This window comes from Dactylosporangium sp. NPDC006015 (genome assembly GCF_040614215.1).
Lineage (GTDB): Bacteria > Actinomycetota > Actinomycetes > Mycobacteriales > Micromonosporaceae > Dactylosporangium > Dactylosporangium maewongense.
Genome location: NZ_JBEXUD010000072.1, coordinates 1 through 21,873, shown reverse-complemented (window position 1 = coordinate 21,873; position 21,873 = coordinate 1). Strand labels below are relative to the sequence as shown.

The window sequence follows — 21,873 nt, the reverse complement described above, 5'->3', positions numbered from 1 at the left end:
CCGTCCAACCGCCCGTGGCCGTACCGTATCTGCTGGTCATGCCCGGCGGCGATGGACGGCCGCAGCCGGTCGCCTGGCCCGGCACCGCCGAGGGGCAGACGACATGGGCGATTCCGGTGACGATTCCCGCGGGAACCCCGGGATTCGCCGCGTTCGTGCCGCTGGTCCCGGGCGCGGCGGTCAAGCCTGTCGAGGGCACAACGGCCGCGCCCGTTGAGCCCGAGCCGGTCACGCCCGTTGTGGCCACAGCCGACGCGCCTGTTGAGGAGCTGCCGGACGACGAACTCGAAGAGGACGAGGAACAAGAGGACGAGGAGGCGGAGGAGGAGGCTGTCGCACCGCCGCTGGTGCAGCACCAGTCGGGAACACGGCCCTTCGCGCCGCCGTCTGGCGCGCCCTTCCCGCCGCATCCTGCGGTGCCCACGTTCCGGCCCTATCAGACTGTTCCGCGGGTCATGGGGCCGCCGCGACCGCTGCCGCCCGGGTTCCTGGAAGCACGTTGGCCCGGGCCGGAGCCCGCGAGCGGCTGGCGCGTACCGGTCGCCGTGCTCGCCGGCGGACTCGTCGCCGCGATCGTCCTGCCCGGCACGCGGGTCGGCATCGGCTGGTTCCTCGGCGGGTTCGCGCTCGTCGCCGCCGTCATCGCCGGCATCTGGCCGGCCGCCGCAGCGCTGCCGAAGGCCGACCGTGCGATGCGGGCTGTCTGGGCCGGCTCCGCGGTCGTCCTGCTGTCGGTGCTGGCGTTCCGCAACGCCTGGTGGCTCGTCACGTTCTGTGTGCTGGGAGCGCTCGGCTGCGCCGCCCTGGCCATCGTCGGCGGCCAACGCGTCCGCTCCATACTGTTCAGCCTCGTGGCGGCGCCGTTCGCGGCCTTGCGCGGCATCCCGTGGGTGGCCAAGCACCTCAGCGCCACCGGCGACCGGCACGGCAAGCCCCGCCACACCCAGCGCGTCGCCTGGTCGGTCATCATCACCGTCCTGTTCGTGCTGGTCTTCGGCGCGCTGCTCTCCTCCGCCGACGCCGCGTTCTCGCAGGTACTCTCCGACGTCGTGCCGACGGTCAGCGTCGGCCGCGTGTTCCTGTTCATCCTGTGCGCGCTGATCGCCGTCGCGGCCGTCTACACCGTCGCCGCACCGCCGGACCTGTCCACCATCGACAAGCCGGGCACCGCGCGGCTGCGCCGCCTGGAGTGGGGGCTGCCGATCGGGGCGCTGGTCCTGCTGTACAGCGGATTCGTCGTCGTGCAGGCCACCGTCCTGTTCGGCGGCCAGCACCACGTGCTGCAGACCGCCGGCCTCAGCTACGCCGAATACGCCCGCAGCGGCTTCTGGCAGCTGGCGACCGTCACCGTGCTGACGATCGCCGTGCTGGGCGGCGTGACCCGCTGGGCCAGCCGCGAGGACCGGGTCGACCGCATCCTGCTGCGCACGCTGCTCGGCCTGCTCTCGTCGCTGAGCATCGTGATCGTGGTGTCGGCACTGTCCCGCATGTACACCTACCAGAAGGTCTACAGCTTCACCGGCGAGCGCATCTTCGTGATGGCGTTCGAACTGCTCCTCGGCACCGTCTTCATCATGATCATGGCGGCCGGCATCCGCTGGCGCGGCACCTGGATCCCGTCGGCGACCGTCGGTCTTGCGGTCATCATGCTGCTCACCCTCGCCGTGCTCAACCCGGAGGACTACGCGGCCCGCCGCAACATCGCGCGCTACCAGGAGACCGACAAGATCGACGCCTGGTACCTGCGCGCCCTGTCCTCCGACGCCACCCCGGCCCTGTCAACCCTCCCGGACTCGGTCCGTCGCTGCGTGCTGAGCTGGATCGTCGACGACCTGGCCGAGCCGGACCCGTGGTACGGCTGGAACCTCGGCCGCGAAAACGCCCGCGACGCCCTGAAACGCGTGGGCTCGTCCGGCATCGGAGGCTCGAGCGACTGCCAGCGGGCCGACCAGTTCGACCTGCCGAAGACACGCTGACGCGCCGCCCCCGGGCCGCCCCAGCACGGCGGCGGCCCGGTCCGGGCCGTTCGGCTGCGTTCAGACCGTGCGGGTCGCCTTCGCGAGGTTCGCCTCCAGCTCGGCCTTCGTCTGCTTGACGACATACGCCGGCCGGTCGCGCTCGACGCGCCACGACTCGCTCAGCGGGCTGACGTCGACCGTGTCGAAGCCGATCCGGTCGTAGAGGTCCCTGGCGAAGTCGGCCGCGTCGGGATGGTCCGAGGACACCACCAGGGCGCGCCGGCCCGGCGTGCCGGACGGGGAACCGTCGGTCGTGATGTCGGCGGCGCCGATGTGGTTGAAGGCCTTGACCACCTTCGACTTGGGAAGGTGCTCCTGCAGCAACCCTGACGTGGTCGCCTCGCCCCGGTCGAGCTCGGCGAACCTGCCGTCGCGCTCCCAGTAGTAGTTGTTGGTGTCCAGCACGATCTTGCCGGCGAGCGGCTCGACCGGGACGTCCCGGAACTTTCCGAACGGCACCGTGACGACCACGACGTCGCCGGCTGCTCCAGCCTCCTGCGCGGTCGCCGCCCGGGCGGCCGGGCCGAGATCCTCGACGAGCGCCGACAGCGTCTCCGGCCCCCGCGAGTTCGCGATCACCACGTCGTGCCCGAGCGCGATCACCGCCCGCGCGACCTGGCTGCCGATGTTGCCTGCCCCGATGATTCCGAAAGTTGTCACGGTCGGCCCAACCAGGACGGCCTCCGCGAGTATTCCCCGATAATCCGACCGGAGAAATTGATCACGCGAACCCGCGTTCGCCGGCCTTGTCGTCGGGGCGGATCTCTGCGGAGCGCCCGCCAGCCGACCCCGAGAGGCTTGAATCGTCGGCAACTTCGATGGGTACGTCTTAGCTGCCTGGCGAGCCATATTTAGCGACGGGCAGACCCAGATCCTAGACGCGCAGCACATCCGCGACACCACGCAGCAGCGCTACGACGACGAGCTCGCCAAGATGAAGGAGTCCCTGGAGCTCGAACGCTCCCCGGCTCAAGAATCAGTTCGACCTGGAGAGCACGCGCCTGGAACAGGACTTCGAACGCGAGGCGCAGGTCCGGCGCGAGGAGCGCATGCGCCGCGAGGAGCTGCAGTGGAAGGCGAAGTTCGAGCAGGAGCAGGCTCCTGCTCCTGCTGGTGGCGATCGCGTTCCGGGCGCTGGTACGGCTGCTGCCGGTCGTCGACCGCCTCCTGGGCCCGGTCGGCGGCGCCCTGGCGACCGTCGGCGGGCTGCTGCTCCTGCTGCCGGAGTACCTGTCGACCGTCCTGATCCGTCGCGCCGGGCGCGCCCCCTGGGGCGTCACGTTCACCTACGGCGAGGCGGTCGAGCACCTGGTCCCCGCCGGCCGCCGTGTAGGTCATCTCGCCGCCGACGCCCGGGTGCGCCGCCACGGTGGCGACGTGGGTCACGGTGGCGTCGGTGGCGAGCCCCCACGTGAACCGGTAGTTGTCCTCACCGTCGGCGTTGTCGGTCCACCGGATCGTGAGGCTGGTGTCGGTCCGGCTGAGCACCGTCAGGCCGGCCGGGCGGAGCAGCTCGGGAGACTTCGTCGTCACGCAGACCTCGGCCGGCGCCTCGCTGAGGTCGTTGAACGCCACGACCCGGTAGCAGTCCGCGTGTTGGGTGTGACCGCCTGGTCCGTCCAGGTCCACGCGTTGGGGTGGCCGCGCCAGACCTCCTGCCACGCCCCGCCGGCAACCGACCGGTCGACGCGGTAGCCGGTCTCGCTGCCCGAGTTGTCCGTCCACTCCAGGTCGACCGCCTTGGAGGTCAGGTCCCAGTCCTGAAACGCCAGGATCGTCGGGGCGACGACCGGCGCCGGCACGTTGTAGGGCCGGCACCCGAGCAGGGTGTTGGTGCTGCCGTACGAGCGGTTGATCGCGTACGCGCAGAACGAGTGGTCGCCCGTCGCCATGTTCGCCGGCAGGGTCAGGTCGTAGCCGTGCGCCGCGCCGTACTCGGCGGGCAGGTCGGGCCGGTTCCCGTTCGCGGTGAAGGCACCGACGTACACGCCGCTGTCGTAGAGGTGCACGTCGGTCGGGGTCCACGGCTCGTCCGGGTCGACCGACCAGCCCCACACGCGCAGCTTGTCGCCGGTCCGCGTCACGCCGTCCAGCGCGCCGAACGGCTCGTGCTTCACGGTGTACTGCCGGCACCCCAGCTGCGTGTTGACGCTGCCCGCGCCGACGTTGAGGGCGTAGACGCAGATCGTGTGCGCCCCGTCCCCCGCTCCGGGATCCGGATCGTGTACCCGTGTGCGGTGCCGTACTCCGGGTACCCGGCCGGCGGCACGGCCAGCGGACCGTCGGCCCGGGCCGAACCGGTGAAGGCGCCGTCCTGGTACACGTGCAGATCCAGCGCGCCGGCCGTGTCGCCGTCGACCGCCCAGCCCTTCAGGACCAGGTCGGTCCCGGACCGGTCGAACTGGTCGACCGCGCCGACCGGGTCGACCGCGACGGCGAGCGCGATGCAGCCGATGTCGGCGCTCCCGACGATCGGGCCCGTGTTGTGCGCGACGGCGCACACCCGGTCTCCGGCCCGCGCCGGCACCGTCCCGGTGAAGCCCCCACTCGTACCGGTGGTCACCGTGCCGACGAAGGCGCCGACGCAGCTTGCGCCGCCGGCGTGGCCGCCTCCGGTTTCAGCACCCGTGCATTTCGCGTGCAAACCCGTCGATGCCGCGCTCGAGACGGACGGTGACCGGATGCCCCCGTTTCGCATCCGGTCACCGTCGCCGGCGGCCCGGACCGCCGCTCCCCCAACGGTCCGGGCCACCGCGCTGGCAGTCTGTCAACGCCGCGGTACGGGCGCCAGATGCCGGGACCGATCTGGGACGGCGGGACGGCGGAAACGGGCTGACCTGCGGGGATGTTGCGGTCTTGGGACGGCCGATAGGATGCAGCCCGCCCCGACACCTGGAGAGATGACGGCGATGCCGCACCGTCCCGGCGAGCTTGCCGCGCTGCTGACCGCGCTGAAGGACCGCAGCGGGCTCAGCTATGCCCGCATCGGGCAGAAGACGAACCTGAGCAAGTCGACGGTGCACCGGTTCGTCGCCGGGGCGGCGGTGCCGCAGGACTTCGGCACGGTGGAGCGGATCGCCACGGCGTGCGGGGCGGACCGTGACGAGCTCGACCGGCTCTATCCGCTGTGGGCCGCGGCCCCGCGACAAGACCCGGCCGCCACCGCAGACCCGGCCGCCACCGCAGACCCGGCCGCCGGCTCAGACCCGGCCGCCGGCTCAGAACCCGCCGCCACCGCAGGACCCGCCGCCTCGTCGAAGGCCGCCGTTGCACCGGTGCCGCGGCGCCTCGCCCTGTACGCCGGGCTGGCCGCGGTGCTGCTGGTGCTGGCGGGTGCGGTCGCGGCGGTGTGGTGGCGGGGCAGGGAAGACCGGCCGCAGACCGCGCCGCCGAGCGCGACCCCGCAGTGGATCAGCGGCCCGAGCTGGACGCTGCCCGCGCGACCGGTCCCGCCGGAGTACTTCGGGGTGACGATCAACAGCGCGACCGGGCACATGCCGGGGTTCACCACCGGCGCGGTGCGCCTGTGGGACAGCGAGACGGGCTGGTCGCGGGTGAACCCGGCGAGGGACCGGTTCGACTGGACGATCCTGGACCGGCTCGTCGAAGGGGCCGCCGCCGCCAGGCTGCCGGTGCTCTACACGATGGGCGGCACGCCGGCCTGGGCGGCGCCCAACGGCAAGCGGTCGGTCTACCCGGACAACGCGAAGTCGTCGCCGCCGGACGACCTGGCGGTGTGGGACGCCTACGTCAGCGCGCTGGTCGGCCGGTACAAGGGCCGCATCGCCGCCTACGAGCTGTGGGTGCTCGCCAACGACGCCCGGATGTACACCGGCAGCGTCGAAACCCTGGTCGAGATGACCCGCCGGGGCAACGCGATCATCCGCGCCACCGATCCCGCCGCCACCGTGGTCTGCCCGGGCATGGGCAACCTGTGGAGCGCCGAGGGCCAGCAGGTGCTGCGGGAGTTCGCCCGGCTCGGTGGCTACGAGTACTGCGATGCCGCCGCCGTCAAGCTGCACCAGCGCTCGCCGGAGGACCCGCCGGAGACGATGCTGGAGCTGACCACGCAGATCGACCGGCTCTTCCACGAGGCCGGCGTGCACCCGCCGCTGTGGAACACGGGCACGACCTACGCCATCCCGCTGGAGGGCCAGCTCGACCGGGCCCGCGCCCGCGACTACGCCGTCCGCTTCTACCTCGTCGGGCTGCTCGCCCGCACCACGAACCTGCACCGCATGTACTTCTACAACTGGGGCGGCACGAAGATCCCCATCGTGCTGCAGGCCGACGAGGGCGAGCCGACCGAGGCCGCCCTCGCCGTGCAGCAGTTGCAGCGCTGGCTCGCCGGCGCGCAGATCCGCTCCTGCGGCCACGGCCAGCCCGCCGGCCTGCCCCAGCACGCGTGGCAGTGCGAGTTCGTCGTGCCGACCCCGGCCGGCAACCGGCGCGCCGTCATCCGCTGGACCCACACCGGCTCGGTACGCCTGCACGCCGAGGCCACGGCGGAGGCGCTGCTCCGACTCGACGGCACGACGGAGCCCCTGGCTGGCGGCGCCGAGCTCACCCTGACCGAAACCCCCGTCATGATCCGCTACAGCGACCTGTGACATTACTCCCAGACCTCCGGCACCCTGCGCCGCGGCGACCTGACGTCAGCGGCCTCGACCGCCTGCACCGCCGCGGCGACGGCCGCGTCCACCACCCCGGCGGCCGCCTGCCGCAGCTGCGGCAACCCAAACACGATCTGCTCCCCCGACGGGCCCGGCACCAGCACCGTCTGGGTCACCGACAGCGCCTCCTTCGCCAGCCTGGACGGCACCGGCAGCTCCGCCGCCCCGCCGGACGGCGCCAGGAACTCCGCGACCGCCGCGTCCAGCGCGTCACCACCACCGTCCGCGGCGTCGACACTGGCGAGGACGTCGAACCCGCCACCCGTCCTGGCCAGCACCGTCGCGGTGTGCCCGGCGCCCAGGTCGCACACCACGAACGCCTGCTCCGCCAGCTCGGCACCACCGGCGAGCAGGTGCCAGCCCACCGCGACCGGCGCGGCCACCAGCTCCGCGTCGCCCGCCCCGGCCCGTTGCAGCGCGGTGCGCAGCGCGGCCCGCCGGCGCGGGCCCCACGAACCGGCGGTCACGACCCGCACCACAGCAGCCCGCGAGCCCGCAGCCTGCGCGGCGGCCGCCAGCGCCACCCGCAGCAGCGCCGCGACCAGCTCCACTTTACGCATCGAATCTTGACCGTGTGACCTGGTGGTCACACCCAGCGACACCGATTGTTCTCGATGCGACCGGCATGACCGCTCGGCCCGACGCCGCCTGGTTCGAATCAGCCCTGTTGGCGAACCGTCGGCGCCAGACGCCCGGAACCCGTGGCGGATTGCACGCTGGATCAGGAGCACCCCGGTACCGTGTCGTCGGCCCTGAGCCGCGCGGCGTGCCGATGCCAGATCAACGCCATGGTGATCTCATACTGCCGCTGCTCATACTCGTCTTGACCAGCCTCTTCTCCCTCGACATCGTCCACATACGCAGTGGTGAACCCGGCCACCGATGCTTTCCAGTCCAGGCCGAAGCGTGCCTTCGCCTCGTCGTCCAGCTGATGCCACCGCCGTGCGACGTCGGTGATGACCAGCCGGCGGTCGTCCGCACTCTCGAGCCAGTTGCCGTGCTGCGCTCCCAGCTCTCCACCGACGATCTCGACGCACCTACCGATCATCGGCAACAACGTCACCGCAGGTGTTCCGGCTGCTCGGCCTGCTGCCGGCGGCCGAGCTCGACGGCGAGGTCGGCGCCGCCGCCAGTCGCCTGCCGGCGGCGGAGGTGGCGCCCCTGCTGGTCCGGCTGACCGATGCGAACCTGCTCAGCACCGTGCGCCCGGGCCGGTATGCGATGCACGACCTGCTCCGCGAGTTCGCCGCCGCGCTGGCCGCGTCAGCGGGACCGCGGTGCCGCCCGCGACCAGGGCGTACCAGCTGATCGTCAGTCCGACCCGGCTCTCGCTGGTGCCGACGCCCGCGGCGATGTCGCTGATCAGCCCGATCGGGGTGGTCTCGCCGGTGACGACGATGAAGGCCAATGCCGCCAGGGCGAACGTGGCGACGAGTTCGGTACGCGGTTGCATCGGCACCGACTCTGTCGCGGCCCGGGCCGGCCCCCGAACGTGATCCACGACTCGCCGACCGGCCCGAACGTGGCGCCGGTCGGCGGGTGCACCTCAGGAACTTCAGTCGGGGAGGACGAACCGGCGGCGCCGGCGGCGGCCCACGAAGAACGCGACGGCGCCGATGGCGATCACGGCGGCGCCGACGAGGAGCGTGGGTCCGGTCTTGCTGCCGGTCACCGGGAGCCCCGGAGCTGAGCTGGACGGCGCCGGGGTGGCGGTGCGGCTGGGCTCGGGCTGGTTGCCGCCGGGGAGCAGGGGAAGGGCGAGGTCGGCCGTCTGGCCGCCGAGGACCTTGGCGTTCGCGGAGTTCTCGCCTTCTACCTGCCAGCCGGCGACGCTCAGCACGTAGACGCCGGCCGGCAGCGTCATGGTGAACGCGCCGTCGGTGCCCGTCTTGACCGTGCCGGCGGTCCTGCCCTTGGAGTCGGTGACGGTGAGGGTGACGCCGGCGAGCCCGGGCTGGGTGCTGTCGTGGTCGCCCTTCACGTCGACGTAGACCTTGCCGCTCAGCACGCCCGTGGAGCCGGGCACGTCGACGCGGAACGTGCCCATGTTGTCGGCGGGGTTGGCCTCACCCGCGTCGTTGGTGAACGACCAGCCACCGTGTGCGGAGCCTTCCACGGCCGCGGCCTGGTCGATCGTGCCGGCCCAGGCGATGGAGCGGCTCTCGCCCGGCGCGAGGTCGAACTGGTCGCTCGGCTCATCGGTCTTGCGGTCGACGCCTTCCTCGTTACCGCCTTCGATACGAGCGTTCTTGGCGGTGGCCGTGCCGGCGTTCACGACGGTGAACGTGGTGGTGATGGCGTCACCGACGGCGTAGGTCGCCTTGACCGGGGCGACAGCGATGGTGACCCGCAGGTCGGGCAGGGACGCCGCCATGGCAGGGCTGGGCGCGACGAGGGCGACCGACGCGATGCCACCGGCGACAAGGGCGGCCGTGGACAGCAGAAGCCGCCTGAGGGGATGAGCGCTGCTCACAGTTCTCCTTATGCGATCCGGGTTGCCGCGGCAGCATATGCCCCCGCCGGCCATCCAGCTGCCCCGAATTCCGCACGCTGGCGACGCGCCCGGAGCGCTCGCTCGGCGGCAGCGGCAGCGGGTGTCTACGGCTTCGTGTTCTCGCGTTGTGCGCGTCGCTTCCAGGCGTCCTCGATGCCGGCGCGGACCGCTGCCCGGACGACGAGGTAGAGCGACGCGCAGCCGAGTGCCCACAGCAGGACGGTGACGCCCGCGGCCCCTGCATTCGACATGCCGCCCGGCATAGAGGCACGTCGAATTCTTCGCGGGGCCCACCTCCCGGCCGCGCCTGATACAAGATGTGACTGGGTGAATCGCGTTGCGGGTCCGTCACGCACTGGAACAATGCATCGATGAAACCGTGTCGGATCCGCGAACCGCAGCAAGAGGCAGCTGCCCGTGACCGTGCCGCGGACCGGCGGGATCTGCTGCTGCTCAGCTGCGGTGTGGTGCTGCTGGCCTGCAACCTGCGTCCCGCTGTCACCAGCCTGCCGCCGATCTTCCCCGAGATGCAGACCCATCTACACCTGTCGCTGACGGCCGTCACCGTCGTCGCCACCATCCCCGTCCTGGCGTTCGGCGTGTTCGCGCCGGTCGCCGCGTCGTTCGGGCGACGCTACGGCGAGGAGCGCACGCTCGCCGTGGCACTGCTCGTGCTGGCCGGTGCGCTGGCCGCGCGGGCAGCCTTCCCCGGCATCGCGCTGTTCGCCGCGACCGCCATGTCCGCCGGTGCCATCGCCGTCATGAGCGTCCTGCTGACCAGCATGATCAGGCGACGCCAGCCGCGGCGGACCGGGCTGCTGCTCGGGCTGTACCTGTTCGCGCTGTACATCGGCGCCATGGTCGGATCCGCCGCCAGTGTGCCGCTGTTCGAGGCGTCCGGCGGCTCGTGGCTCGTGACGCTCGGCGTCTGGTGCCTGCCGGCGGTGGCGGCCCTGCTCGTGTGGCTGCCGCAGTGGTCCCGGCCCGCCGGGACCGCGCCGGGAGACGCGGGGAAAGCACCGGCCGTCTACCGGTCGGCGCTCGCCTGGCAGGTCGCGGCGTTCATGGGACTGCAGAGCCTCATCTACTACAGCACCCTGTCCTGGCTGCCGAGCTTCTTCCGCGACCGGGGCGCGACCCCGGGACAGGCCGGCCTGCTCGTGTCGATGCTCAGCATCGGCGGCCTGGTGACCGCGCTGATCACGCCGATGCTCGCGCAGCGGCGAGCCGATCAGCGGGTCCTGGTGGTCGCCGGAGTGACGATCTGTGCGGTGGGACTCGCCGGTGCGGTCGCGGCTCCGCTCAGCACCGCCGCGCTGTGGACCGGGCTGCTCGGGCTGGGACAGGGCGGCGTGATGGGGCTCGCGCTCTACTTCACCATGGCCCGCGCCGGCAGCTCCGCCGAGTCGATCAGCCTGTCCGCGATGGCGCAGTGCGTCGGGTACCTCCTGGCGACCACCGGCCCGCTCCTGGTCGGTCTGCTGCACGACGGCACCGGCGGCTGGCGCTGGCCGTTCGCCCTGCTGTTCTTCTTCACCGCCGCCAAACTCGTCGCCGGCGTGCTGGCCGGACGCGCACGCACCCTTCGTGGCGCGGGAGCGGCGCGATGACCCCGCCATCCACACCGAGACGATCCTCGCCGGCCGCAGCGCCGTCCCGGCCGGCGCGACGACGGGGCATATTCCTGAAAACACTTTCGGCGATGCAAGTTTGAAGGGACAGATACGCACGCAATTCTCGTTATCCGTGGGATGGTGAAAGAGTCTGCATGCGCCGATGAACAATGCATGTGGAAACGGGAGACCAGCGATCCCTTGACTCGGTTCTGCCTTTCACGCACATTGGAAACGCGTGGCCCGCGCCCTCAGAAATCCGCCCGCTCGTTGCCGCCGCATCATCGCGACGGCCACGCGGCCGGCCGACAGCACTGACGGAAGAGCGTCGATGATGATCAGGCACCGAGCTGGCGCGGACCGTGCCGCCCGGCCGATGGGCCGGCCCGCCACCGTCACCCGCGACCCGGCGGGCGACGCCGGGCTGGAGGATCGCGGCACGGCAACGGCCGCCGTCGAGGTGCCGCTACCGGTGCAGCCGGCCGGGATCCGCGCCTTCGCCGCGCCGGACCAGCCACGCGTCCGTGATGTGCGCGAACATCGCCTCCGCCGCGCCCGCCGCGTCCCGCGCGGCGATGCGTTCGTAGATGCGCCGGTGGCCGCGGTTGGCCTCCTCCCGCAGCGGGCGGTCCGTCCTGCCCACGTAGCGGTCGATGTTGGAGACCTGGTGCTGCAGCGACCGCACCACGGCCCGGCCGATGCGGTTCCCCGACGTCTGCATGATGACGTCGTGGAAGGCGGCGTCGTGCTCGTGGAACGTGTCGGCGTCATCGACGGTCTTGTCCATGTGCTCCACGCACGCGAGCATCCGCTGCAGGGCCTGCGCGTCGGCCAGCCGGGCGGCGACGTTCGCCATGTCGGACTCCAGGAGCCGGCGGGTCACCACCACGTCGTCGAGGACCGCCAGATCCTCGTCCACGGCGATCGAGGCGGCGAGCACCAGCTCGTCCAGCAGGTCCCACATCGCCGGCGGGTTGACGACCGTGCCGCTGCCCTGCCGGACCTGGACCAGCCGCTTCTCCTGCAGGAGCTTCACACTCTCGCGCACCACGGTCCGGCTGACGGAGTACGTCTCGCACAGCACAGGCTCCGGAGGCAGCGCGCTGCCCGGCCCATAGGTCCCGCCGACGATGCGCTCCACCAGTTCGGCGGTGAGCGCCTTCGCGAGGCTGGCGGGCCCTCGAACCCATCCGGGAGGTGGTGAACCGTCCACGGTCGATTGCTGTGATGTTGTCATGTGCCCTCCGCCGACCCACCGCGGTCACGTGCTGCGGGTCGGCCAGAGTCTACCGAGCGACGCGGGCAGATGTGACGTCCCGCTCGCCGTTTCCGCGTGCCCGAAACCGAGCGGTCGGTGATGGGCACGTCACGTAGCGTCCGATCGGTCTGCGGCGGTGCGTTCACCGGCCCACCCGGTCGGCCTCGCGGCCGGCCTCCGGGGTCAGCTGCAGCCCGGCGCGGGACGGCCGGACGTGCGGTCCGTCGACCACGACCGGCGGGCTCGTGACCTGCAGGTCGACGATGCTCGCCTCGTCGACGAGGATGCCCAGGCCGGGCTCGTCGCCGAGCACGATGCCGCCGTCCTCGTACTGCTGGTCGACGGTGAGGCCGATCGGTGAGGAGACGTCCTGCACCTCGAAGGCCAGGTGGTTGGGCACGGCCGCGGCGGCGTGCGCCGTCGGGTTGGCGTGGTAGGCGACCGCGCTGACCGGCAGGTCGTGCCCGTGCGCGAGGGCGGCCACCCGCAGGAAGTGGGTGATCCCCCAGACGTTGCCGACCTGGACGATGTCGACGGCGTCGGCGTCCAGCAGCGGCCGGTACTGCTCCAGCCCCGTCAGGTTCTCCCCGGTGGCCACGGCGGCCCGGATGCCGCGGCGGACCGCGGCGAGCCCGGCGGCGTCCCAGCGGCGCACGGGCTCCTCGACCCAGGTGAGGTCGACGCCGCGTTCCAGGGCCGTCACGAACCGCACCGCCTGCGCGCGGTTCCATGACTCGTTCGCGTCGAACATGAGGGCCGGCTGCGCCGAGTTGCGCCGCAGCACCTCGTGCAGCCCCTCCAGCCGGCGCAGGTCCCCCTGCACGTCGTGGCCGCCCTTGAGCTTGGCGGCGCTGAACCCGCGGTCGGCGAACCCCTCGTAGAGGCGCATCAGGGCGTCGTCGTCCAGGGCGATGTCCAGCCCGGAGGCGTAGCCGGGCACGAACCGGTCCAGCGCGCCCAGCGTGCGCCACAACGGCTCGCCGGCGGCCTTCGCCTTGAGGTCCCACAGCGCCATGTCGATCGCGCCCACGGCACCGAACGTGGCACCCGCGTGCCCGGTCTTGAACACCCAGTTCAGCATCCGGTCGTACAGGGCCGAGACGGCCCGCGGGTCCTCGCCTTCCACGGCGCCGAAGACCCGGCCGATGTCACCGTGCTGGCCGAGCCCGACGCCCTCCAGCCCGGCGTCGGTCTCCAGGATCAGCACATGCACGTCGGTACGCGGCTCCGACATCACCCCGTTGGCATCGCCGATCAGCCGCCCCCAGTCGTGCTTCGTCGTCAGGCTGCGGTATCCGGTGACTTTCACACGTGCTCCTTCTCGGCGTGGTTCGGTTTCACTCTTTGGTGCCGCCCGCCGTCATGCCCGCGACCAGGAACCGCTGGGCGGACACGAAGACGATCAGCACCGGCAGCACGGACACGACGGTCGCCAGGGCGAGCGTCGGCAGCTGCACCGACTGGGCGCCGGCGGAGCTGGGGTTGAACGCGGGTGTCGAGGCGAGCAGCGACGTCAGGCCGACCTGGACCGGGTAGCCGTCGCTGGACGGCAGCATCACGAAGGGCAGGAAGAAGTTGTTCCAGCTCTGCACGAAGCTGAAGAAGGCGACCAGGGCGACGATCGGCGTCGCCAGCGGCAGCGCGACCTTGGTGAACACCTCGAACTCCGAGCATCCGTCGATGCGGGCCGCGGCGAGCAGGTCCCGCGGGACGCTGGTGGAGAAGTAGATGTAGGCGAGGTACACCCCGAACGGGAAGAACGACATGGGCAGGATCACCGACAGCGGGCTGCCGATCAGCCCCACCACGTTGAGCTCGAGGAAGATCGGCAGCACCAGAGCGGTGTTCGGGATGAGCATGACGATCAGCGTCAGCACCAGCAGCGACCGGCGGAACCGGAAGTCCGTCATCGCCATGGCGTAGCCGGCCGGGATGCTCGCGACGAGCGTGATCGCCAGGGCGCCCACCGCGTACAGCGCGGAGTTGCCGACCCACGCGGTCACCGCACCGTCCTGGAAGTCGAACAGCTGCCGCCAGTTGGCGGCCAGGTCGCCCGGCGTCCCGGGCAGGAACGGGCTGCCGACGAGCAGTTCGTGCGCCGACTTCGTGGTGGCCAGCAGCAGCCAGACGATCGGGATGGCGAAGAACAGCACGAAGACGGTGAGCACGACCGCGACGAGCGCGCGGCCCGCGGTGCCGCCGGCGCCGGCGCGGTGGCCCTTGGACGGTCCGGCCGGCACCTGCTGCGGGCGCCGGGTGAGCACTGTCGACATCGGCTCAGTCCCTTTCGAACAGCCCGCCGCGCGTCACGAAGACGGCCGACAGCGCGAGGGCGAAGACGAGCAGCAGCAGCGAGATGGCGGCCGCGGCGTTGAAGTCGTTCTGCTGGAAGGCGTACAGGTAGGCGAGCTGGTTGAGCGAGTAGTCGTTGGGCACGACCGCGTTGCTGGCCTGCGACAGCAGCTGCGGCTCGACGAACAGCTGCGTGCCGGCGGCGAGCGACATGATGCCCATGTACGAGATCCACTTGCGCAGCAGCGGCAGCTGGATGCGCCAGGCGATCTGCACCGGCCCGGCGCCGTCGATGCGCGCCGCCTCGATCACCTCGGCGCTGATGTTGTTGAGCGCGCCGTACATGATGACGATCCAGCCGCCGGCGCCGGTCCAGAACGCGATGACGGCGAAGATGGGTGGCAGGTGCGCGGGCGCGATGACCTGGTTGAAGCTGTCGAACCCGAACAGCCGCAGCAGCCCCCCGACCGGGCTGGCGGTCGGGTCGAGCACGAACAGCCACAGCAGCACGCTGGAGGCGCCGGCGACCGCACCCGGCAGGTAGAACACCAGCCGCAGGGTGCGACTCAGCCAGCGGGCGCCGACGGCGTGCACCACGATCGCCAGGAACGTCACCAGGACCACCAGCGAGACCAGCCAGATCGTCAGGTACCAGGCGACGTGCCCGACGGCGGGCAGGAACCGGAAGTCCCCGACGACCTTGGTGAAGTTGGTGATGCCGGCGAAGGCGCCGCCGCCGTCGGTGAACGCGAGGTAGAGGGCGTAGCCGGCCGGCAGGATACCGAAGGCGACCGCGAGCACGGCGTAGAGCGCGACGAAGGCGTAGCTGACCGCGCTGCGGTGCTCCGTGAGGCGGGGCCGCCCGCCCGGTCGGCGGGCGGCCTCGGATGCGGTCGTCACGTGACGGTGTAGCCGTCGACCTGGGCCTGGTTCTTGATCGCGGTCTGCCATTCGGGGAGCAGTCCGACCAGGCTCTTGCCGCTGACGATCGCGGGGGTGACGGTCTTGGCCCAGATGGCCTCCTGGCTGAAGATGCCGGAGCCCCATCCGCCCCAGATCTGCGGCCCCGCCTTGACCATCGCCTGCAGGTCGGTGGCGTAGTACCCGCTCGACTCCTGCTTCTTGATCCACTTGTCGGCGGCGGGCGCGTACGCGGGGTACCCCGGAGCGACGTTCACCTGGTACTCGTCGGCCGTGGTGACGAACTCGGCGAACTTCCGGGCGGCCTTGAGGTTCTTGGAGTGGCTGCTGATGAACCAGGTGCCGCCGCCGACGTTGCCGGTCGCCACCTCCTCACCTTTCCACGCCAGTGGCGCGGCCACGCCGAGCCGGCCCTTCGGGACGTTGAGCGACTGTGGGTTGTTGAAGATGGCGCCGGCGTACCAGGCGGGGCCGGGCATCAGCAGCACCTTGTCCGCGTAGGTCTTGACGAACTCGGGCGAGAACACGCTGACGGTGGGCACCGTGCCGTTCTTGATGAGGGTGTCGAGCATCGAGGCGGCGCGCTTGCACTCCGTGGTGCCGGTGTTGACGGTCACCGTCTTCGGACCGGTGATGCCGTTGGCCTGACACTTGCTGCTCCAGAGGTAGATCTCGGGGGTGAACGCGTCACCGGCGGCGCCCACGATGTAGCCGGGGTGTTCGCGGGCCACCTTCTCGCCGAGGGCCTGGTAGTCCTCCCAGGTGGCCGGCAGGGTGTAGCCGAACTGGTCCAGCAGCGCCTTGTTGTGCCAGAGCACCACCTGGGCGAGGTCGTTGCGCAGGCAGTACACCTTGCCCTCGACGGTGCACGGGTTGAGCGCGCCGGCGGTGAACCGGTCCAGGGTCTCCTTGGCCACGAGGCCCTGGTCGAGCACGGCGGCGAAGGCCTGCTTGCCGTTGCTGCGCTGGCTGGCCCAGGCCGCGTCGTTGTTCTGGGTGGAGAAGACCACGTCGGGCCAGCCGCTGCCGGCGCGGTCGAACAGCTGCATCTTGGTGCGGAACGAGTTGGACCCGTTCGCCGACCCGTCGTAGGTGACGGCTTCCAGCTGCACGTCGGGGTTGGCCTTCTTGAAGGCGTCGACCGCCGAGGACCGGTCGGCGTCGACCCACACCGTGATCTTCGCCTTGTCGTCCTGTGCGGCCTGGGGGAATCCGTAGGAGCCGGTGGTGGTGCCGCTGTCGCTGCCGCAGCCGGAAACGGTGAGGGTGAGGGCCAACGCTGCCGCACCGACCCACCGCCGGGGGTGTCCGTGCTGTGCCTTTCCGACCATGTTCGTGTCCCTTGTTGTCGAAGACTGTGAGGAGCACCGATGCATCGCGCCCACAACATAGGACATACGTATGACGTCTGCAAGCGCCTGTAACATATTCGTATTACGTCTGACGTCATCAGTTCCGTATGCTTGGGCGGCGTCGCGTCCAGCGCGCCACGGAGGTCGGGAGGCGCGATGACGGGAACACGGACGGGAACACTGACGGGAACGCAGACGGCCGCGCCGTCGCCGGCCTGGAAGCGGCGGCCGGCGAACCTGGCCCGGGCCATCACCGCCGAACTGGTGAGTCGGATCGTGCGCGGACTGCACCCGCCGGGCACGCCGCTGCCGCCCGAGCCAGCGCTGTGCGAGATGTTCTCGGTGAGCCGCACCGTGGTCCGGGAGGCGGTGAAGCTGCTGCAGGAGAAGGGGCTCGTACAGGTCCGCCAGGGCAGCGGCACCATCGTCACACCGCCCGGCGCGTGGAACATGCTCGACGAGCTCGTGCTCGCCGCGAGCATCGCCGGGGACGACACGCTCGGCGTCCTCGACGACGTCGTCGTCACCCGGCGGCTGCTGGAGTCCGACATGGCCGGCGTCGCCGCCCGGCGCGCCGACCAGGACTCCGTCGACCGGCTCCGCTCGCTCGTGGACCGCATGGACGAGCTCGTCGACGACCACGTCACGTACGAGGAGCACGACCGCGCCTTCCACGACATCGTCATGCACGCATCCGGCAACCGCATCGCCCGCGGGGTGGTGAAGGCGCTGCAGAGTCAGGTCATCCACACCGCGCGGTACGTGGGGCGCACCGAGCGGGCCCTGTGCGTGGCGTCGAACCTGGGCCATCGGCGCGTGTACGAGTGCATCGCCGCGCACGACCCGGGCGGCGCCGCGGCGGCGATGTTCGCGCACATCACCGACGCCTGGCTGGCCCGCCGTGACGGGCCGGGCGGCGCGCTGCGGCTGCAGCGGTGAACCACCCGGCCCGCGGCCGCGCAGCTACGACGTGACCCGGCTCCACTGCTGGTTGGTGGCGCCGAGACAGTCCCAGATCTGGACCTTCGTACCGTTCGCGGTGCCCGCGGCGCTGACGTCCAGGCACTTGTTCGCCCCGACCGCCGTGACGCTGCCGTCGCCGTTGAGCCGGAACTGCTGGTTGGTCTGGCCGTTGCAGTCCCAGATCTCCACGGCGGTACCGTTCGCGGTGCCGCGGCCCAGCACGTCGAGGCACTTGCCGCCGTTGTACAGCCGCAGCTCGCCCGCCGCGGTCAGCGTGAGCCGCTGGTTCGTGCCGCCGTGGCAGTCCCAGATCTGCGCGAGGGCGCCGTTGGCCTGCGACGCTCCGGCGATGTCCAGACACCGGCCGGACGCCGTGCCACGCAGCGCGAAGGTGTCCGCCGGCTGCTGGGTGCCCTGAACACCGGCGGCGGCCATGACCGCCCGTGCCCCGCTCGGCCAGTTGCCGCCGCTCACCACGACCGTGCCGCTGTTGGTGTTGCCCCGGGTCCCGGTCTTGACGTTGCTGCCGTTGTTCGTGGTCCAGTTGCCGGTCAACGTCAGGTTGCCGGTGTTGTTGTTCGCCCACTCCTGGGTGTACGCCCAGGTACCGGTGTTGTCGAAGACGTTGTTCGCCGCGGAGACGTAGCGCGAGCCCTCGTCGAAGTACAGGCCGAGCCAGCCGTTGCTGTTGCGGAAGTAGTTCTCGTTGACCGTCGTGCCGGGGCTCGCCGACAGGTGGTAGAACGCGCCGGCGTCCGTCATCTGCTGGACCACGTCGTGCACGAAGTTGGCCGTGACCCGGTTGTTCGCCGCGACGGTGGGCGTGGTGTACCGGGGCTGGTAGTTGTACAGTCCCCGGTCCGTGTAGTCCTGGCTACCGCCCGCGTCGTTGGCGCCCCACCCGTAGCCCAGGGCGATCCCGGAGTAGGGCAGGTTGTACAGCTCGTTGTGCGCCATCGTCGAGCCGGCGGTGTACGTCATGAGCAGCCCGACGTGGCTGCGGTACTCCGACGCGACGTCGTGCACGACGTTGTCGCTCACGGTGATGTTGCTGTTGGTCATCCGGCTGTCGCTGGGATGGTGCGCGTCGGCCTGGACGCCGCCGGCGATGACGGCGCCGGCCGAGAGGTACTCGAACGTGTTGCCGGTCACCGTGATGTCGCGGGCGCCGAGCCCGACGCCGGTGGCGTGCGCGTTGGCGTCGTTGCCGATGCCGAGACCGACCTGGCCGAGGTTGGTGAACCGGTTGCCGGTGAAGGACACCGTGTTCGCGGCGGACACCTGCACCGCGGCGGGCATCTGCCGCCACGCGGGGCGGGTCGCCTCGAAGAGCTGGCAGCCCGACTGGCAGGAGGTGAGCGCGTCGCCCGGACGGTTCCAGGTGCCGTACATGTACGCGCCGGTCTGCTGGTCGGCGTAGCCCTGGCCGCTGCTGGGCTGCAGCCAGCTGGTGCCGGAGAACTGCAGACCGGAGAAGGTCAGATGGTGGGCCGGCGACGCGTAGGTGCCGCCGACGCGCAGCAGCGACTCCAGCCGCGGCAGCTGGACGTCGGCGGTGGCCATGCTCTGCCCGGACAGCGGCTTGTAATAGAGGGCACCGGCGGTCGTGTCGAGGTACCACTCCCCCTCGGCGTCCAGGAACTCCCGGGCGTTCACCAGGTACATCGGTCCGCCGCGGAACGGCCTGGTGATCGTGTCGTAGCCCCAGGTGTTGTTGTTCCACGCGGGCTGCTGCATGGTGAGCGTGTTGTTGGCGATCGTCTGCACGGGCACGTACCGGTCGGTGAACGAGTCGACCGACTCCAGCTCGACCCGGCTCTTGGCGGCGAGGTTGTTGAGGTAGGACAGCGCCCCGGTGGTGAAGCTGAGCCCGGTCGTCGAGGCGGTGAAGTCCGCGCGGTTGACCTGGGTGCGGGCCCTGGTGGCGATGCGGCCGTCGACGTAGAGCTGGCGGCTGTCGAAGCCGGTGCCGACGTCGGCCCGCCAGATGTTGCGGGCGGTGTCGGACACGGTCCATCCGGTGATCTTCCGCGCGCCGGAGAGGATCGGGCGGGTCCCGGCGGCGGCCTGCCAGGTGACGGTGTGGCCGTTGGTGCCGGAGTCGGCGGCGGTGAAGGTGAGCGGCGCGCCGAGGGAGTACGTGCCGCCGGCGAGCTGCACGACGATGTCGCCCGTCATGGCCGGCGCGCTCGCCCTGACGGACGTCTGCGCCTGCGACAGCGAGCAGGGCTGGGCGGCGGTGCAGGCGGTGCCGGAGCCGGCCGGCGCGGCGTACAGCGTCTGCATGACGGCGGCGGTGGAGGGCGGCGGGAGGACCGCGACGCCGCCGGCGACGAGGACCACCGCGAAGGCTCTGGTGAGCGCGGCGGCTCTGTGGAAGGGGTTCAAGGACACGGAGCGCTCCTTCAGGCATGTGCGGGAGCGGCCGGGGGTCCGGCCGCTCCTTCGTACGTCGGGCCGGTCAGGTCAGGGCAGGGTCCACTTCTGGTTCGCCGCACCGGAGATGCAGGTCCATAGGTGCACCACCGTGCCGTCGGCGGAGTTGTTGCCCGACACGTCCAGGCACTTGCCGGACTGCGGGTTGCGCAGCGTGCCGTCCGACTGCGCCGCCCATGTCTGGTTGCCGCCGCCGTTGCACGTCCACAGCTGCACCTTCGTGCCGTTCGCGGTGCCGCCGCCGTTGACGTCCAGGCACTTGCCGAGCGCCTGCAGCGTCTGACCGGAGCGGGTCCAGGTCTGCGCCGCGTTGCCCTGGCAGGTGTACAGCTGGATCTGCGTGCCGTTGGCCGAGCTGCCGCCCCGCACGTCCAGACACTTGCCCGCCAGGCCCTTGACGGGGCCGACGCCGGCCGGCTGGGTGCCGGACTCCTTGATCCGGATGTTGCGGAACGCGACCGTGTCCCCGCTGCCGTGGTTCTGGATGCCGATGTAGCCGTCGAGGTTGCGGTTCGGATCGGTGTTGGTGAAGTCGTTGATCAGCGTGCCGTTGAGGTACACCCGGATCCGCTGGCCCTCGACGAGCACCTCGAAGGTGTTCCACTCCCCCGGCGGGTTGAGCGCCGCGTCCCGGGCGGCGATGTCGGCGGCCTTGACCCCGTAGATCGCGCCGGTGGTGCGGTCGTCGGTGTCGGTCGCGTCGATCTGGATCTCGTAGCCCTGGTTCTGGGCGATGTTCGGGTCGCTGCCGGGATTCGGGAACCCCACCTGGATCCCGGAGTTGCTGTCCCCGGTCATCCGCCAGTCCGCCTTCAGCGAGTACGACGTGTACTGCTTGGCGCTGTACCACAGCAGCCCCAGCCCACCGGTCGAGGTGAGGGTGGCGTCGGTGTTGGTGAAACCGCCGGGGCCCGACTGGGTCCAGCCGGTCGTGGAGCCGTTGTACAGGGTGGTGTAGCCGGTCTCGGGCCGGCAGTCGGCGTTCGCCCGCTTCGCCGCGTAGCGGATGCCGCCGAGCAGCTCCGCGCGCAGCGCGGTCTCACTGTAGGACGCCTGGCTGTGCCCGAGCCCGGTGTAGAACGACCGTCCGCTGTCGATGGTCTTGCACCAGGTGATCGGGTGGTCGGCGCCCATCGTGCCGCCGGAGTACGACGACTCGTCCAGCGTCGAGAGCACCCGTGCCGTGGAGCGCGGGTTGCTCTGGTAGTTGTACAGCTCGTCGGTGCGGGTCCAGGTCTGCGCCAGGTGCGCCGTGGCCGGGTGGGCCCGGTTCTCGGTCTTCACGTTCACCTGCTGGATCGCCGGGTGCGAGGCGAAGTACGCCCCGACGAGCTGACCGTAGAAGGTCCAGCTGTACTCGGTGTCGGCGGCGGAGTGGATGCCGACGTATCCGCCGCCGCCGCGGATGTAGGACTCGAACGCGGCCTGCTGGGTGTCGTTGAGCACGTCGCCGGTGGTGCTGAGGAACACCACGGCCTCGTACTGGGCGAGGTTCGCGGTGGTGAAGCGGGTGGCGTCCTCGGTGGCGGTGACCGTGAAGTTGTTGGCCGCGCCCAGGTCCCGGATGGCCTGGATGCCGGTGCCGATCGAGTCGTGCCGGAAGCCGGCGGTCTTGGAGAACACGAGGACGTCGTACGGGGCGTCCGCGGCCGCGGCGGGAGCGGCCGCGGTGAGAGTGCCGGCGGCGAGGGCGATGGCGGCGCCCGCACCGGCGAGAAGTCTGCGCATGGTTCCTCCGGTCTGGCAGGGGTCTGGCAGGGGTGACGGCGGCGGCCCGGATCTCCGCGGCGGTGAGGCCGAAGTGCTCGAGCAGCATGGCCGTGTCGCCGGTCGGCGCGAACTGGCGGGGGACG

20 protein-coding genes are annotated in these 21,873 nt (G+C 71.1%); 5 read left to right on the top strand and 15 right to left on the bottom strand.

Features of this window, described 5'->3' with window-relative positions:
- Nucleotides 1-14: 14 nt before the first annotated feature.
- Nucleotides 15-1,976, top strand: a complete 1,962-nt coding sequence (locus ABZ321_RS54960; RefSeq protein WP_354904519.1) for a DUF4153 domain-containing protein — start codon at nucleotides 15-17, stop codon at nucleotides 1,974-1,976.
- Between the two features lie 60 nt (nucleotides 1,977-2,036).
- Here ABZ321_RS54960 and ABZ321_RS54955 read toward each other — a convergent pair whose 3' ends face one another.
- The 4 genes from ABZ321_RS54955 to ABZ321_RS54940 all read right to left on the bottom strand — a co-directional run bounded on the left by ABZ321_RS54955 (nucleotide 2,037) and on the right by ABZ321_RS54940 (nucleotide 4,581).
- Nucleotides 2,037-2,678: an NADPH-dependent F420 reductase gene (locus ABZ321_RS54955; RefSeq protein WP_327010634.1), complete on the bottom strand. Its 642-nt coding sequence runs from the start codon at nucleotides 2,676-2,678 to the stop codon at nucleotides 2,037-2,039.
- 309 nt (nucleotides 2,679-2,987) lie between these two features.
- Nucleotides 2,988-3,593, bottom strand: coding sequence for a hypothetical protein (locus ABZ321_RS54950; protein ID WP_354904517.1), 606 nt, complete (start codon nucleotides 3,591-3,593; stop codon nucleotides 2,988-2,990).
- The gene (locus tag ABZ321_RS54945; protein WP_354904515.1) at nucleotides 3,548-4,135 is read right to left on the bottom strand and encodes a hypothetical protein; all 588 of its coding nucleotides are present in this window, start codon (nucleotides 4,133-4,135) and stop codon (nucleotides 3,548-3,550) included. The genes ABZ321_RS54950 and ABZ321_RS54945 overlap by 46 nt, the downstream gene beginning before the upstream one ends.
- On the bottom strand, nucleotides 4,132-4,581 hold the full coding sequence (locus ABZ321_RS54940; protein WP_344515500.1) for a hypothetical protein: 450 nt from the start codon (nucleotides 4,579-4,581) through the stop codon (nucleotides 4,132-4,134). The genes ABZ321_RS54945 and ABZ321_RS54940 overlap by 4 nt, the downstream gene beginning before the upstream one ends.
- A 346-nt stretch (nucleotides 4,582-4,927) precedes the next feature.
- On the opposite strand from ABZ321_RS54940, the gene ABZ321_RS54935 reads away from it, so the two are divergent.
- A complete protein-coding gene (locus tag ABZ321_RS54935; RefSeq protein ID WP_344515502.1) occupies nucleotides 4,928-6,628 on the top strand; it encodes a helix-turn-helix domain-containing protein in 1,701 nt (566 codons plus the stop codon).
- 2 nt (nucleotides 6,629-6,630) lie between these two features.
- Here ABZ321_RS54935 and ABZ321_RS54930 read toward each other — a convergent pair whose 3' ends face one another.
- Together ABZ321_RS54930 and ABZ321_RS54925 are read right to left on the bottom strand one after the other, a co-directional pair.
- A complete protein-coding gene (locus ABZ321_RS54930) occupies nucleotides 6,631-7,251 on the bottom strand; it encodes a hypothetical protein (RefSeq protein ID WP_354904513.1) in 621 nt (206 codons plus the stop codon).
- Nucleotides 7,252-7,412: 161 nt separating this feature from the next.
- The gene (locus ABZ321_RS54925; RefSeq protein ID WP_354904511.1) at nucleotides 7,413-7,754 is read right to left on the bottom strand and encodes a hypothetical protein; all 342 of its coding nucleotides are present in this window, start codon (nucleotides 7,752-7,754) and stop codon (nucleotides 7,413-7,415) included.
- Between the two features lie 5 nt (nucleotides 7,755-7,759).
- Between ABZ321_RS54925 and ABZ321_RS54920 the strand changes: the two genes are divergently transcribed.
- Nucleotides 7,760-7,999, top strand: a complete 240-nt coding sequence (locus ABZ321_RS54920; RefSeq protein ID WP_354904509.1) for a hypothetical protein — start codon at nucleotides 7,760-7,762, stop codon at nucleotides 7,997-7,999.
- A 247-nt stretch (nucleotides 8,000-8,246) separates the two neighbouring features.
- Here the strand turns inward: ABZ321_RS54920 and ABZ321_RS54915 are convergent, their stop codons facing one another.
- Entirely contained in the window at nucleotides 8,247-9,164 is a 918-nt protein-coding gene (locus tag ABZ321_RS54915) for a carboxypeptidase-like regulatory domain-containing protein (protein WP_354904507.1), read from the bottom strand.
- A 125-nt stretch (nucleotides 9,165-9,289) separates the two neighbouring features.
- Nucleotides 9,290-9,436: a hypothetical protein gene (locus ABZ321_RS54910; protein WP_354904504.1), complete on the bottom strand. Its 147-nt coding sequence runs from the start codon at nucleotides 9,434-9,436 to the stop codon at nucleotides 9,290-9,292.
- Between the two features lie 120 nt (nucleotides 9,437-9,556).
- On the opposite strand from ABZ321_RS54910, the gene ABZ321_RS54905 reads away from it, so the two are divergent.
- Nucleotides 9,557-10,795: an MFS transporter gene (locus ABZ321_RS54905; RefSeq protein ID WP_354904502.1), complete on the top strand. Its 1,239-nt coding sequence runs from the start codon at nucleotides 9,557-9,559 to the stop codon at nucleotides 10,793-10,795.
- 469 nt (nucleotides 10,796-11,264) lie between these two features.
- Here the strand turns inward: ABZ321_RS54905 and ABZ321_RS54900 are convergent, their stop codons facing one another.
- The 5 genes from ABZ321_RS54900 to ABZ321_RS54880 all read right to left on the bottom strand — a co-directional run bounded on the left by ABZ321_RS54900 (nucleotide 11,265) and on the right by ABZ321_RS54880 (nucleotide 16,546).
- A complete protein-coding gene (locus ABZ321_RS54900) occupies nucleotides 11,265-12,035 on the bottom strand; it encodes an FCD domain-containing protein (RefSeq protein WP_354904500.1) in 771 nt (256 codons plus the stop codon).
- A gap of 163 nt (nucleotides 12,036-12,198) precedes the next feature.
- On the bottom strand, nucleotides 12,199-13,365 hold the full coding sequence (locus tag ABZ321_RS54895; RefSeq protein WP_354904498.1) for a mandelate racemase/muconate lactonizing enzyme family protein: 1,167 nt from the start codon (nucleotides 13,363-13,365) through the stop codon (nucleotides 12,199-12,201).
- 28 nt (nucleotides 13,366-13,393) lie between these two features.
- Complete coding sequence (locus tag ABZ321_RS54890; RefSeq protein WP_354904495.1) at nucleotides 13,394-14,329, bottom strand: carbohydrate ABC transporter permease; 936 nt, start codon at nucleotides 14,327-14,329, stop codon at nucleotides 13,394-13,396.
- 4 nt (nucleotides 14,330-14,333) lie between these two features.
- Nucleotides 14,334-15,248, bottom strand: a complete 915-nt coding sequence (locus ABZ321_RS54885) for a sugar ABC transporter permease (RefSeq protein WP_344515520.1) — start codon at nucleotides 15,246-15,248, stop codon at nucleotides 14,334-14,336.
- Entirely contained in the window at nucleotides 15,245-16,546 is a 1,302-nt protein-coding gene (locus tag ABZ321_RS54880; protein ID WP_354904492.1) for an extracellular solute-binding protein, read from the bottom strand. Before ABZ321_RS54880 ends, ABZ321_RS54885 begins: the two co-directional genes overlap by 4 nt.
- 231 nt (nucleotides 16,547-16,777) lie before the next feature.
- Between ABZ321_RS54880 and ABZ321_RS54875 the strand changes: the two genes are divergently transcribed.
- The gene (locus ABZ321_RS54875) at nucleotides 16,778-17,560 is read left to right on the top strand and encodes an FCD domain-containing protein (RefSeq protein WP_354904490.1); all 783 of its coding nucleotides are present in this window, start codon (nucleotides 16,778-16,780) and stop codon (nucleotides 17,558-17,560) included.
- A gap of 24 nt (nucleotides 17,561-17,584) precedes the next feature.
- Here ABZ321_RS54875 and ABZ321_RS54870 read toward each other — a convergent pair whose 3' ends face one another.
- Together ABZ321_RS54870 and ABZ321_RS54865 are read right to left on the bottom strand one after the other, a co-directional pair.
- Nucleotides 17,585-19,978: an RICIN domain-containing protein gene (locus tag ABZ321_RS54870; RefSeq protein WP_354904487.1), complete on the bottom strand. Its 2,394-nt coding sequence runs from the start codon at nucleotides 19,976-19,978 to the stop codon at nucleotides 17,585-17,587.
- 72 nt (nucleotides 19,979-20,050) lie between these two features.
- Complete coding sequence (locus ABZ321_RS54865) at nucleotides 20,051-21,748, bottom strand: ThuA domain-containing protein (RefSeq protein ID WP_354904484.1); 1,698 nt, start codon at nucleotides 21,746-21,748, stop codon at nucleotides 20,051-20,053.
- Nucleotides 21,749-21,873: the final 125 nt, after the last annotated feature.

Excerpts from the sequence above, each read along its gene's own strand:
- ABZ321_RS54935 (WP_344515502.1), top strand. The coding sequence starts at position 4,928 with ATGCCGCACCGTCCCGGCGAGCTTGCCGCGCTGCTGACCGCGCTGAAG.
- ABZ321_RS54930 (WP_354904513.1), bottom strand. The coding sequence starts at position 7,251 with ATGCGTAAAGTGGAGCTGGTCGCGGCGCTGCTGCGGGTGGCGCTGGCG.
- ABZ321_RS54910 (WP_354904504.1), bottom strand. The coding sequence starts at position 9,436 with ATGTCGAATGCAGGGGCCGCGGGCGTCACCGTCCTGCTGTGGGCACTC.
- ABZ321_RS54905 (WP_354904502.1), top strand. The coding sequence starts at position 9,557 with ATGAAACCGTGTCGGATCCGCGAACCGCAGCAAGAGGCAGCTGCCCGT.
- ABZ321_RS54900 (WP_354904500.1), bottom strand. The coding sequence starts at position 12,035 with ATGACAACATCACAGCAATCGACCGTGGACGGTTCACCACCTCCCGGA.
- ABZ321_RS54890 (WP_354904495.1), bottom strand. The coding sequence starts at position 14,329 with ATGTCGACAGTGCTCACCCGGCGCCCGCAGCAGGTGCCGGCCGGACCG.
- ABZ321_RS54875 (WP_354904490.1), top strand. The coding sequence starts at position 16,778 with ATGACGGGAACACGGACGGGAACACTGACGGGAACGCAGACGGCCGCG.
- ABZ321_RS54865 (WP_354904484.1), bottom strand. The coding sequence starts at position 21,748 with ATGCGCAGACTTCTCGCCGGTGCGGGCGCCGCCATCGCCCTCGCCGCC.